Source organism: Pseudomonas sp. AC211 (genome assembly GCF_979258055.1).
Window position 1 is genome coordinate 726,971 of record NZ_OZ409830.1, and the last position, 13,415, is coordinate 740,385.

Here is a 13,415-nt window from a genome sequence, read left to right on the forward strand (position 1 = left end):
AAAAGCGGGGCAGCTTAGCCGACCTGTCGTTTCGGCGCACCGAGGAAAAATGCCTCGGCGTTTTCGCTCAGTTGGCCAACGATGCGCTGGCGCGCTTCGCGGCTTCCCCACGCGCTGTGGGGCGTGACGATCAGCCGTGGAATGTCGTTCGCCAGCAACGGATTGCCAGCGCTCGGCGGTTCCTGGCTCAGCACATCCGTGGCCGCGCCGCCGAGATGACCCCGGCGCAATGCATCAGCCAATGCTTGTTCATTGACCAGGCCACCACGGGCGGTGTTCAGCAAAAATGCGCTGGGTTTCATCAGCGCCAGCTGCGGTGCGTCTATCAGGTTGCGGGTGTGTTCGTTGAGCGGGCAGTGCAGGGTCAATGCGTCGACTTGCGGCAGCAATTGCTCCAGCGGCAGGCGATTTTCACGGGGCGGCCGTCCCGGCAATTGCCCCAGCAACACGCGCATGCCAAACGCCTCGGCCAGCTTCGCCACCGCGCTGCCCAATTCGCCATGACCAAGCAGGCCGAGGGTTTTACCTTCCAGTTCGACGATGGGGAAATCCAGCAAACAAAACTGCTTGGCCTGCTGCCATTTGCCTTCTCGAATCGCCTGTTGGTAATCGGGCAAACGGGTCGCTAAGGCCAGCAGCAACATCAAGGTGTGTTGCGCCACTGAAGGCGTGCCGTAACCCTGGCAGTTGCACACCACCACGCCGTGTTCACGGGCGGCAGCGAGGTCGACATTGTTGGTGCCGGTGGCGGCCACCAACACCAATTTCAGCGCCGGGCAAGCGGCGAACGTTTCAGCGCTGAGAGGAACTTTATTCGTGATCACCACCTCGGCGTTTTGCACGCGTTCGGCCACTTGCTCGGGCGTGCTGCTGGCATGCAGCGTCAGCTCGCCGAAGGCGGCGCGCAGTGGGGCGAAGTCGAGGTCGCCGAGGTCGAGGGAGTCGTGATCGAGAAACACGGCGCGGCTGCGGCTGGTCATCAGCTGTACCTTTTTTGCGGTCGGGGGAGGGCGTATCGTGGCCAGCCTAACAGACTGCGGAGCGCCACTTATGTACTGGACGGAGTTTCTAACCGTTGCCCTGATTCACCTGTTGGCAGTGGCCAGCCCCGGCCCGGATTTCGCCGTGGTGGTGCGCGAAAGCGTGGCCAATGGGCGACGCGCCGGCACCTGGACCGCACTCGGTGTGGGCTGTGCAATCTTTCTGCACGTTACCTATTCGCTGCTGGGCATCGGGCTGATCGTGTCGCAATCGATTGTGCTGTTCAGTGCGCTGAAATGGCTGGCTGCGGCGTACCTGATTTACATCGGCATCAAGGCCCTTCGCGCGCAGCCGGCGAAGCCCGGCGACGAGCAACAGCAAGCCGTTGAACCGGTCCAGCGCAGCGCCCGCAGTGCGTTTGTCAGCGGCTTTGTCACCAATGGTTTGAACCCCAAAGCCACGCTGTTTTTCCTCTCGCTGTTTACCGTGGTCATTAACCCGCACACGCCGTTGCTGGTGCAGGCGGGCTACGGCGTTTACCTGGCCGCCGCGACGGCTACGTGGTTTTGCATGGTGGCGTGGTTGTTTAGCCAGGAGCGTGTGCGCGCCGGGTTTTCGCGCATGGGGCACTGGTTTGATCGGGCGATGGGCGTGGTGTTGGTGGGGTTGGGGGTGAAGGTGGCGTTGGCGCGGATGCCGTAATGATCAAAAGCCCTGTAGGAGCGGCTGGGCGCCATTCCGATTAGCCGCGATGCCCTTGACCTGAAAAGCATCGCGGCTAAAGCCGCTCCCACAATAGTAATGCGTAAAAAAAGCCAGGCATCAGAGCCGGGCTTTTTCATTTCTGGCGAAGCGTTACAACAGCTCAACCGCCACCGCAGTCGCCTCGCCACCACCAATGCACAGCGACGCCACACCGCGTTTGCCGCCGGTGTTTTTCAGCGCGTTGATCAGCGTGAGGATGATGCGCGAGCCCGTCGAACCCACCGGGTGGCCCTGGGCGCAGGCGCCGCCGTAGACGTTGACCTTGGCGTGGTCCAGACCGTGTTCGCGCATGGCGAGCATGGTCACCATGGCAAACGCTTCGTTGATTTCAAACAGGTCGACGTCGTCTTTGTTCCAGCCGGTTTTGGCGAACAGATTGCTCATGGCGCCGATGGGCGCGATGGTGAATTCGCTGGGGTCTTGGCTCTGGGTGGCGTGACCGACGATTTTTGCCAGCGGCTTCAAACCACGACGCGCAGCCTCTTCGGCTGTCATCAGCACCAGCGCGCTGGCACCGTCGGAAATCGAGCTGGCGTTGGCGGCGGTGATGGTGCCGTCTTTGCGGAACGCCGGTTTCAGGCCGGGAATTTTTTCCAGATTGGCGTTCAGCGGCTGCTCGTCATCCTTCACCACGACCTCGCCTTTTCGGCTGGTAACGGTGACCGGCACGATTTCGGCGGCCAGCGAGCCGTCGGCAATGGCTTTCTGCGCGCGCTTGAGCGACTCGATGGCGTAGGCGTCCATCTCTTCGCGACCGATGCCGTATTTGTCGGCGGTTTCCTGAGCGAACGAGCCCATCAAGCGACCAGTGCGGGCGTCTTCCAGGCCGTCGAGAAACATGTGGTCTTTCACCTCACCGTGGCCCATGCGCAGGCCGGAGCGGGCTTTTTCCAAGATGTAGGGCGCGTTCGACATGCTCTCCATGCCGCCCGCCACCATCACGGTGTTGGTGCCCGCTTTGAGCAGGTCGTGGGCGAGCATCACGGCTTTCATGCCGGAGCCGCAGAGCTTATTGATGGTGGTGCAACCGGTGGCGGCGGGCAGGCCGGCATTCAGCGAGGCTTGGCGCGCCGGGCCTTGCTTGAGGCCGGCGGGCAATACGCAGCCCATGATCACTTCCTGCACATCGGCGGCTTCGATGCCGGCGCGTTGCACCGCTTCACGAATGGCCAGGGCGCCGAGGTCGACGGCCGGAACGCTGGACAGGCAGCCCTGGAAACCACCCATTGGGGTGCGGGCGCCACTGACGATAACGATGTCTGACATGTGAGCTGCTCTCTCTTGTTCTGGTGAAACGTCTGGTGTGGCCGTCGGAGACTGGCCGATGGAGCCGATTCTACCCTCGTGACTAAAAGTGGCCAAAGAGTCACGTGGAAATCATTCTTTTGACTGATTTATGCCTAGCGCAGCGGCTCTAGAGTGCGCCATACAAGAAAACGTGAAACGTCGCGACCGTGCTCGCTGGCCCCAAGACCAGGGGCGATATCGCCAGGTCCGGCGCAGGTGTTTCACTCCATTAGGCCGTGTGCATAGGTGTTTTCCATGCTGCAAACCCGCGTAATCCAACCCGCCGACAATGCGTACCAAGCGCCGCTGCTGATTAAACGCTTGCTGCTGTCGGGCAGTCGCTACGAGAAAACCCGGGAAATCGTTTACCGCGACCTGGTGCGTTACAGCTACCTCACCTTCAACGAGCGCGTCGCCCGTCTGGCCAACGTGCTCACCAATGCCGGCGTGAAAGCCGGTGACACCGTGGCCGTGATGGATTGGGACAGCCACCGTTACCTGGAATGCATGTTCGCGGTACCGATGATCGGCGCCGTGCTGCACACCATCAATATCCGCCTGTCTCCCGAGCAAATTCTCTACACCATGAATCACGCCGACGACCGCTTCGTGCTGGTCAACAGCGAGTTCCTGCCGATTTACCAAGGCATCGCCGGCGCCCTGACCACGGTTGAAAAAAACATCTTGCTCACCGACGGCGCTGACAAAACGGCCGATCTGCCCGGTCTGGTCGGCGAGTACGAAGCACTGCTGCAAGCCGCCAGCGCGCAGTACGACTTCCCCGACTTCGATGAAAACTCGGTCGCCACCACCTTTTATACGACCGGCACCACCGGCAACCCCAAGGGCGTGTACTTCACCCATCGACAGCTGGTGCTGCACACCATGGGCATGGCCAGCATGATGGGCGCGGTGCACACGCCACGGCTGATGGCCAACGACGACGTGTACATGCCCATCACCCCGATGTTCCACGTCCACGCCTGGGGCGTGCCGTATGTGGCGACCATGCTCGGGATCAAACAGGTGTATCCGGGCCGTTACGACCCCGAACTCTTGGTGGGTTTGTGGAAGAAAGAGAAGGTCACCTTCTCCCACTGCGTGCCGACCATTCTGCAAATGGTGATGAACGCTAAAGCCGCACAAGACGTGGATTTCAAAGGCTGGAAAATCATCATCGGCGGCAGCTCGCTGAACCGCTCGCTGTATGAAGCGGCGAAGGCGCGGGGCATTCACCTGACCGCTGCTTACGGCATGTCCGAAACCTGCCCGATGATTTCCTGCGCCCACATGAACGACGAGCTGCTGGCCGGCAGCGAAGACGAACGCACCACCTACAAAATCAAAGCCGGCGTGCCGGTGCCATTGGTGGAAGCGGCCGTCATCGACGCCGACGGCAACTTCCTGCCCGCCGACGGCGAGTCGCAAGGCGAGCTGGTGCTGCGCGCGCCATGGCTAACCCAGGGTTACTACCTGGAACCGCAGAAAAGCGAAGAGTTGTGGGAAGGCGGCTGGCTGCACACCGGCGACGTGGCCACGCTCGACAACATGGGCTTTATCGACATTCGCGACCGTATCAAAGATGTAATCAAAACCGGCGGCGAATGGATTTCCTCGCTGGAGCTGGAAGACCTCGTCAGCCGTCACCCCGGCGTGCGCGAAGTAGCGGTGGTGGGAATTCCCGACCCGCAGTGGGGCGAGCGCCCTTTTGCGCTGCTAGTTGCGCGCGACGGTCATACGCTGGACGCGAAAAGCCTGAAGGAACACCTCAAGCCATTCGTGGAACAAGGGCTGCTGAGCAAGTGGGCGATCCCGTCGCAAATTGCGCTTGTTACCGAAATTCCCAAAACCAGCGTCGGCAAGCTGGACAAGAAACGTATCCGGCTGGATATCGCCCAATGGCAGGAAGCCGGCAGCGCATTTTTGTCCACCGTTTGACTGTATCGGGCCGCACACACAGCGTGCGGCCCGCCTCCCGAGCAAGCGCTTGGCCCCTCAGGCGCTGGCTTTGCGCCACATCCCGCCCTCAGTCACACCCTCAGACCGCCGAAACCTGCATTCCAGAGTGCTTGGCGCGTTCAAATCACACTTTAGATGGATCATTGCGTACGACCTTGTGGCTATAGTCGCTGCCATCCATAACAAAAAAACAAACATGGAGTAGCGTCGATGACAACAACAAGAACGTTCTGGCGCCGGGCAAAAACTGCCACTGGCCGTCAGCCTCGCCACCACCCTCGCCACACCTGCTTTTGCTGTGACCTTTAACGTTGGCGAAATCGAGGGTTCGTTCGACTCGTCGCTGTCTGTAGGCGCGAGCTGGTCGACCCAGGATGCCGATCAGGACCTGATTGGTGTGAATAATGGCGGCAACGGTCTGTCGCAGACCTCCGATGATTCGCACCTTAACTTCAAGAAGGGCGAAACCTTCTCGAAGATATTCAAGGGCATTCATGACCTCGAACTGAAGTACGGCGACACCGGCGTATTTGTTCGTGGCAAATATTGGTACGACTTTGAGCTAAAAGACGAAGATCGCGAATTCAAACAGATCTCGGATAACAATCGCAAAGAAGGCGCTCAGTCTTCTGGCGGCCAGATCCTTGATGCCTTCGTCTATCACAATTACCAAATCGCCAATCAGCCAGGCTCCGTGCGTTTAGGTAAGCAAGTGGTGAGCTGGGGTGAAAGTACCTTTATCCAAAACGGCATCAACGCCGTTAACCCGATTGACGTTTCTGCTTTCCGCCGCCCTGGCGCGGAAATCAAAGAAGGTTTGATTCCGGTAAATATGTTCTTCATGCAGCAGAGCCTGACCGAAAACCTGTCGGCCGAAGCTTTCTACCAGTTGGAGTGGGACCAGACCGTTACCGACAACTGCGGCACGTTCTTCGCACAACCTGACATCGTTTCAGATGGCTGCGATAGCAACTTGGCAGTTCTGCGTACTCGTGAAGGCGTGCGTACAGCCGCGTTCAACCAAGTTATTGCCGGTGGCGGCTCAGTGGGCCTCGCCAACGCAACAGCGAACGGCGCCCTGGCGGGCCTAGCCGCGCGTGGGGTGAATTGGGGCGACCCTGATGAAGGCGTAATTGTTAAACGCTCCGGTGACCGTGATGCACGCGACAGCGGCCAGTGGGGTGGTGCGTTCCGCTATTTCGCTGACGAGCTGAACACTGAGTTCGGCGCGTACTTCATGAACTACCACAGCCGCGCACCGGTTTTTAGTGCTACTGCTCCGAGCGCTGCGACCTACGCTGGCGCGGGCGCATTGGGCGCGAGCCTGGCGCCATTAATTATCGCGGGCAACTCGTCCTACTTTATGGAGTACCCGGAAGATATCCGCCTGTATGGCTTGAGCTTCTCTACCACATTGCCTGAAGGCACAGCGTGGAGTGGTGAACTGAGCTACCGGCCAAATGCTCCGGTGCAGATCAACTCCACAGACATTCTGTACGGCGGTGTGAAACTGCTGGGCGGCGCTTACGCTAACGCCTCTACGTTGAGCGGTGGCATTGGCGAGGACTTGCACGGTTATAAACGCAAGGAAATCACCCAGTTCCAAACCACGTTCACCCACTTCTTTGATCAGGTGATGGGCGCCGAGCGATTCACCCTGGTGGGTGAGGTAGGTGTGAGCCACATTGGTGGTCTGGAGAGCAATTCCGACATCCGCTACGGTCGCGATCCAAGCTACGGTCCAGGCCCACTCGCCGCTACTGGCGGGCAAAACACCTGTAACGTGCTGAACCGCGCAACGCTGGGTAGCAACACCAAAAACGTATCCAAATACTGCGAAAACGACGGTTTTGCGACCGCTACCTCGTGGGGCTACCGAGCTCGCGCTATCTGGGATTACAACAGCGTTTTCGCCGGCATCAATCTCAAGCCAAACGTCGCTTGGTCGCATGACGTAAATGGTTACGGCGCTAACGGCCTTTTCAACGAAGGCGCTAAAGCAGTGAGCCTGGGTGTCGATGCTGACTACCAAAACACCTACACGGCCAGCCTGTCGTATACAAACTTCTTCGGTGGCGATTACAACACCTTGGCAGACCGCGACTTCGCCGCGCTCAGCTTCGGCGTGAACTTCTAAGCAGACAAAGAACTTTGAGGAAGACGATGACTATGAAAATAACAAAGAGTCTGCTCAACACCGGCGCTGCACTGGCGCTGTCGATGTTGGCTACTAGCGTAATGGCCGCTGTTTCGGCCGAAGAAGCTGCCAAGCTCGGTACTACCCTGACGCCGCTGGGCGCGGAAATGGCCGGCAATGCTGACGGCACTATTCCGGCCTGGACTGGCGGTTTGCCAAAGAATGCCGGCACCGTAGATGACAAAGGCTTTATCAGCGACCCGTTCGCCAGTGAAAAGCCGCTGTTCACCATCACCGCGCAAAACGTTGAGCAGTACAAAGCCAAGCTCACCCCTGGCCAGTACGCGATGTTCAAACGCTACCCGGAAACCTACAAGATTCCGGTGTACACCACGCACCGTACCGCTACCGTTCCGGCTGACGTGCAGGAAGCGGCGAAGAAAAACGCCGTTAACACCAAGCTGGTTCAGGGCGGCAACGGCCTGGAGAACTTCACCACTGCGTACCCGTTCCCGATTCCGAAGGACGGTGCCGAAGCGATCTGGAACCAGATCACCCGTTATCGCGGCGGTAGCCTGCGTCGTCTGGTAACCCAGGCCACGCCTCAGGCCAACGGTTCCTACTCGCTGGTGTACTTCCAGGATCAGTTCACCTTCCGCGCCAACCTGACCGACTACGACGCCAGCAAGCCAAGCAACATCCTGTTCTACTTCAAGCAACAGGTAACCGCGCCGTCGCGTCTGGCCGGTAACGTATTGCTGGTGCACGAAACCCTCGACCAGGTTAAAGAGCCGCGCCTGGCGTGGATCTACAACGCCGGTCAGCGTCGTGTTCGCCGCGCTCCGCAAGTGTCGTATGACGGTCCAGGTACCGCCGCTGACGGCCTGCGTACCTCGGACAACTTCGACATGTACAACGGCGCACCAGACCGTTACGACTGGAAGCTGGAAGGCAAGAAAGAGATCTACATTCCGTACAACAACTACCGCCTCGATTCGCCGAACCTCAAGTACGCCGACATCATCAAGGCCGGTCACATCAACCAGGACCTGACCCGTTACGAGCTGCACCGCGTATGGCACGTAGTCGGCACGCTGAAAGCCGGCGAGCGCCACATCTACGCCAAACGTGACTTCTACCTCGACGAAGATACCTGGCAGGTATCCGAGGGCGACCACTACGACGGTCGTGGCACCCTGTGGCGCGTAGCCGAAGCACATGCCGAGTACTACTACGACAAGCAAGTGCCGTGGTACACCCTGGAAACCCTGTACGACCTGTTGTCTGGCCGTTACATCGCTCTGGGTATGAAGAACGAAGAGAAACAAGCGTACGACTTCGACTTCAAAGCCTCTGAGTCGGATTACACGCCAGCAGCCCTGCGCCAGTCCGGCGTTCGGTAAGCGTAGCGCCATAAAAGAACCGGCCTCCTGGCCGGTTTTTTTATGGCTGAGCGATCGGCTGCGCGTCGGCGATGCGGCGTTGCGTCCTCGCTTTAGATGCTCACGTACTGCAGTACGCTGCGCGCTAAAGCTGCGGGGCGCCTTGCCTCGCCTTAGCTCGCTCGATCTCGATTTTCGTCGCGGTCGAAAAGCAAAAGCATCGAGGCTAAAGCCTCTCCTACAGGGACCGAGTTTTTGTAGGAGAGGCTTTAGCCTCGATGCGTTTGATCTACAGCTTTTTTAGCATTTTCACGCAAGTTCACCGGCAATACTTCAAAAGCACGCCTCAAGGGGCTAGGCTGCAAAGCGCCGATGCATTGCCCGCCATGACGTCTACAGGCCCCATAACAAGAAACCGCCGATGACCGATCTTTCTAGTTCCCAAGGTTTGGCTTTTCCTACCATCGCCGGTGGAGAAGGGCGGTTCTTCCGTCCGCCGCTGCCGGCTGGCTATATCACCCGTCCCCGTTTGTGTGAGCGCCTGATCAGCGGTTTGTCGGGCCGTTTGCTGCTGCTGACGGCGCCGGCGGGGTTTGGCAAAAGCTCGTTGGCCATTGAGTTCTGCGAGCGTCTGCCCAGCCGATGGCAAACCTTGTGGCTGGGCCTCAGCCAGATGGACAGCGACCCCGGCCGCTTTCTGGAGCGCTTGGTACTTGGGCCGCAGCGCTGCTTTCCCGGTTTGGGCGAGGAGGCGCTGGGGCTGCTCAAGTTGCGCCAGCGCCATCAGCCGTTCGCTTTTGAAGAGTGGCTCGACGGCCTGCTCGACGACCTGACTAAGCGCCTCGACCCAGCCAACCCGCTGTTATTGGTACTCGACGATTACCACCTGGCCCAAGGCCCAGTTTTGGACCGTTGCCTGCAATTTTTCCTCAACCATTTGCCTGCCGGGCTGCTGCTGTTGGTCACCAGCCGCCAGCGTCCGAATTGGCATCTAGCCCGCTTGCGCTTGTCGCGCCAACTGTTGGAACTGCAAGAGCAGGACCTGCGCCTCGACGCTCGGCGAGTCCAGCCAATTGCTGGAAAGCCAGGGCGTGAATCTGCAAGGCGAGGCCTTGGACAACCTGTTGCAGCGCAGCGAAGGCTGGGGTGGCGGGCTGCGTTTGTGGATGTTGGCCGCCAGCGAAGGCGGCGATACGCAGAATTGGGGCCACCTGCTGGACGGTGCCGATGGCCTGATTCGTGATTACTTGCTCGAAGAAGTGATCGAAAGCCAGGGCGCCGACGTGCAGGAATTTCTCTACGAAACCGCGTTCCTTGAGCGCTTTTGCGTTGAGCTGTGCGACGCGGTGCGCGATGGCGCATGACAGCGCCACCATTCTTCAACACCTGCAAGCGCATCAGGTGTTCCTGGTGCCGTTGGATGAGCACGGGCGTTGGTTTCGCTATCACCATTTGTTTTCCGATTTACTGCGCGCCCGCTTGCCGGTCTCCCTGAGCCAGCCAGCAGCGAAGCTGCACTTGCGCGCGTGTCGCTGGTTCAGCGGGCAAGGCTTGCTGGACGAGGCCATCGAGCAGGCGCTGCGGGCCGGGCAGCCGGATGTGGCCGCCAGTCTTGTGCAAAATTTGTCCGAGGAGCAGTTGCTCGGTGAACAGAACGTGGCGATGTTGCTGCGCTGGAAAATGGACTTGCCCGAAAGCCTGCTCGGCAGTTCGCCGCGGCTGATTGTGTTGTACGCCTGGGCGTTGGCGCTGGCCTGTCAGCTCGATGCGGCTGAAGACTTGGCCAGCCAGTTGTCGCGTTTCTTGCCGGCGGCCAACGCGCGCGCGCAACGGTCCATGATTGGCCAGTGGCTGGCGCTTAGCGGCGTGATTGCTCGCGGTCGTGGCGACAGCACACTGGCCGAAGCGTATTGCAGCGAAGCGCTCTCGGCGCTGCCGCAGGAGCGCTGCGGCCAGCGCCTAATGTGCCTGTCGACCCTGGCCAACTTGGCCATCACCCGCAACGACTTGTGGCGCGCCCGTGGCTTGAACCGCGATGCATTAGAGCTGGCGCAGCGCTACGGCAATCCGCTGTTCGAAGCACTGGCTTATTACGACCGCGCCCGTGTGCTGCAAGCCCGTGGCGAAGTGTTGCGCGCCCAGGAAGAGGTGCGCCACGGCCTGGATTGTTTGCGCGGGCTTTCGTCGCAGCGTCTGTATGCGGTACGCGCGCGCCTGACCTTGTATGAGGGTTACCTGCTCACCTTCGCGCCTCGACCCTGAAGCCGGGCGGGCGCGTTTGTTGGCCGGCCTCAGCGAGGTCCGCGCGCGTGCCGCGACACGAGCGTGCTGATCGGCCATTGCGTGCTCGCCACCATCGAGGGCCGCAGCGGCCGCTTGAACGAAGCGTTCGCCCAGCTCGCCGAAGCCGAGCGCTTGATGCATATCTGGGACGTGCCAGCGATCTACTACCTGGCCATGATTACTGTGGTGAAGTGCGAGTTGTGGCTGATGCGTGGCCAGACTGAATTGGCCAGCGACTGGCTGTATCGCCTGGCCACCACCTACAGCGGCGAACAGGCCGCCGCCGCGCCGGAATACAACCCGCAACTGCCGCTGCACATCGAAATGCAGCAGGCGGTATTGGAACGCTTGCAAGGACGCACGGCCGATGCCGAGCGGCGGTTGCGCTCGTTGATTGCACGAGCGCAAGGCGTGGGCGGTCAGCTCATGGGCGGCTTTGCCCAGGTTCAACTGACGCTGCTGTTGCTTGACCAAGGGCGCGAGCGCGAAGCCCAGCAGCAACTGTTCAGCAGCATGGAGTCGGCGATTGGCGGCGGGCTGCTGCCCTTTAACGAACTGCTCAGCAACACCCCCAGTGGCTGCGTGAACAACTGCTACCCCGTCCCGGTTGCCCGTTGCGCTGAGCGGCTGCCCGGGTTGTTGCCGGCCCTGGAAGAGGGCGAGGTGTTTGAAGCCATCGATAGCAGCGTGCAGGCCGAAGCGCTAAGCAGTCGTGAGCTGTCGGTGCTCAAGCTGATCGCCAAAGGTTGCTCCAATCAGGAGATCAGCGAGCAGCTGTTTATCTCACTGCACACCGTAAAAACCCACGCGCGGCATATCAACAGCAAGCGCAGGTCGAGCGGCGCACGCAAGCGGTGGCGCGGGCCAAGGCGATTGGCGTGCTGCGCTAAGTGCTTCGACCTGATCAACAGCTCGCGGCTGAAGCCGCTCCCCACAACCTGCGCGGACCTGTAGGAGAGGCTTTAGCCTCGAGTTTTTTAGACCCAGATGATCACGGCGCCGTCAGATCGAGCTTTCTTCGCCGCCGGCTTCTGCGGCGCCGGCATCGCCAGCTGATTTTCCACATCCGTTTGAATCGCCACTAGCACCGGCAACAGGTCGTTCATGCTGTTGCGCACTTCGCTGTAGGGATGCTTGCGCCAACTCGTCAATGCGCGCCAGCAGTTGCGGTCGCACCTGGACGTTGAGGTGCACGAACAGCTCAAGCAGTTGTTTGCTGATCTCGGCGGCATACAAGGCCAAATCTTCGCGGCCGAATTGCTTGGTCAGACCCAGGTAATCGAGGGCGCTGGAGGTGAGCATGGCAGCGGCCTCTTTGGTGTCTTGCAGCCCTTGCAGGCGCACCGGGTTGCTTTGCTCGGGCTGCGAGAGGGTCATCCAGAACTCGGTCGTCAAGGTAAACAGCACCGCTTGCTGGCGCAGCGAAGCCAGTCATCAAACCCAGCGCCTCGGCGCCGTAGGGCTGCTGCACGGCGTGGAAATCAAAGTACAGCCGCATCAATTCTTTTAGCTGGAACAGCAGCTCGCGCGCCTCGTTCTGACGCAGTTCCAGCGGCGCGTAAATGTTCAGCTGCGCGCGGAAATTTTCTTCGCTGACCATGCGCTGGTAGATCGGCCCGGTGAATTCGCCGCTGCGCCGGGGCAGGGCGTTGGCTTGGCTGCTGTCGAGTTTTTGCAGCGCTTCGACCAGTTGGTGATAGTCGCGGCTGCTCCACGGTTTCTGGATGTCGGGAATTTTTTCGCCGAGATAAAACAGCTCCGCAGCCGGCAGCGTGCGCGTGATTACCAGCAAAAGGATGGCCAGCGGCCAGAACAGGCGGCGTGATAGCTTCATGGCGTATGCGTTCCGGCAGCGGTTCTTATAAGAATGGGTGCAAGAGTACCCAGCCCGCTTGGCGCCGTCACCGGGCTGAGGGTTGGTTTTAGGAGAACGTGCGATGGAAGCGGAAAAGGCCGTGCAAGGCGCCGTGTTGGCGGTGTTCGAAGACCTCGGCGGCTACGGCGCTGTGGCACGCCAACAAGGTGAAGTGGCAGACGGGCCGCTGGTTGGGCACTTGCAGCGCATCAACATCCAGCTCACGGCCATTCCGGTGTTCGCGCGTAAAGGCTTGAGCGAGACCACCGTGAACGACCTGCTCGCAGCGGCGAACGTGTCGCGCCGGACCTTCTACAAATACTTCGACAACAAAATGGATGTGCTCGAGGGCATTTATCAAACCGCCGTGGTGCTGCTGTTGGCGCGCTTTCGCGACATGCAAAAGGCGCCGGCAGCCCGCAAGATTGGCTGCGCAATATGGTCGGTTGTTTCTTCGACTACCACTCGGCCGTGGGGCCGATCATTCGCCTGATGCAGGAAGAGGCGCTGCGAGCAGACTCGCCTCTGGCCCGTCATCGGCAGCGCGCCCACGTGGAAATGACCGCTTTGTTGGTCGAGCGCCTGGAGCACGACGGCAATCGTCGCGATCCGCTGACCTACCGCGCGCTGATCTGGGCGCTTGAAACCAGCTCTTTGGAATTGCTCGGCCGCTCGGCCACGCGGGTAGAAATCGAACACGCAAAGACGGTGCTGGGCGACCTGTTGATCGCCGCGCTGTGCCCCGTTACAACCTAGGTTGGGCGCC

Annotated in this window: 6 protein-coding genes and 3 pseudogenes; 6 read left to right on the plus strand and 3 right to left on the minus strand. The window is 60.2% G+C overall.

Going from position 1 to position 13,415, the window contains the following annotated elements; genetic code table 11:
• Window positions 1-14 precede the first annotated feature (14 nt).
• A complete protein-coding gene (locus ACZZZP_RS03540) occupies window positions 15-980 on the minus strand; it encodes a 2-hydroxyacid dehydrogenase (RefSeq protein ID WP_463381822.1) in 966 nt (321 codons plus the stop codon).
• A 70-nt stretch (window positions 981-1,050) separates the two neighbouring features.
• On the opposite strand from ACZZZP_RS03540, the gene ACZZZP_RS03545 reads away from it, so the two are divergent.
• The gene (locus ACZZZP_RS03545) at window positions 1,051-1,683 is read left to right on the plus strand and encodes a LysE family translocator (protein ID WP_463381823.1); all 633 of its coding nucleotides are present in this window, start codon (window positions 1,051-1,053) and stop codon (window positions 1,681-1,683) included.
• Window positions 1,684-1,836: 153 nt separating this feature from the next.
• Here the strand turns inward: ACZZZP_RS03545 and ACZZZP_RS03550 are convergent, their stop codons facing one another.
• The gene (locus ACZZZP_RS03550) at window positions 1,837-3,012 is read right to left on the minus strand and encodes a thiolase family protein (RefSeq protein ID WP_463381824.1); all 1,176 of its coding nucleotides are present in this window, start codon (window positions 3,010-3,012) and stop codon (window positions 1,837-1,839) included.
• 276 nt (window positions 3,013-3,288) lie between these two features.
• On the opposite strand from ACZZZP_RS03550, the gene ACZZZP_RS03555 reads away from it, so the two are divergent.
• The 4 genes and pseudogenes from ACZZZP_RS03555 (at window position 3,289) to ACZZZP_RS03570 (ending at window position 11,684) form a co-directional block, all read left to right on the plus strand.
• On the plus strand, window positions 3,289-4,971 hold the full coding sequence (locus ACZZZP_RS03555; protein WP_463381825.1) for a fatty acid--CoA ligase: 1,683 nt from the start codon (window positions 3,289-3,291) through the stop codon (window positions 4,969-4,971).
• A 319-nt stretch (window positions 4,972-5,290) separates the two neighbouring features.
• Window positions 5,291-7,129, plus strand: coding sequence for a DUF1302 domain-containing protein (locus ACZZZP_RS03560; RefSeq protein ID WP_463536268.1), 1,839 nt, complete (start codon window positions 5,291-5,293; stop codon window positions 7,127-7,129).
• A 32-nt stretch (window positions 7,130-7,161) separates the two neighbouring features.
• On the plus strand, window positions 7,162-8,532 hold the full coding sequence (locus ACZZZP_RS03565) for a DUF1329 domain-containing protein (RefSeq protein WP_463381827.1): 1,371 nt from the start codon (window positions 7,162-7,164) through the stop codon (window positions 8,530-8,532).
• A 400-nt stretch (window positions 8,533-8,932) separates the two neighbouring features.
• Window positions 8,933-11,684, plus strand: a pseudogene (locus tag ACZZZP_RS03570) (LuxR C-terminal-related transcriptional regulator).
• A 101-nt stretch (window positions 11,685-11,785) separates the two neighbouring features.
• Here ACZZZP_RS03570 and ACZZZP_RS03575 read toward each other — a convergent pair.
• A pseudogene (locus tag ACZZZP_RS03575) lies at window positions 11,786-12,628 on the minus strand (hypothetical protein).
• Window positions 12,629-12,731: 103 nt separating this feature from the next.
• Here ACZZZP_RS03575 and ACZZZP_RS03580 point away from each other — a divergent pair.
• Window positions 12,732-13,405: pseudogene (locus tag ACZZZP_RS03580) on the plus strand (TetR/AcrR family transcriptional regulator).
• Window positions 13,406-13,415 lie beyond the last annotated feature (10 nt).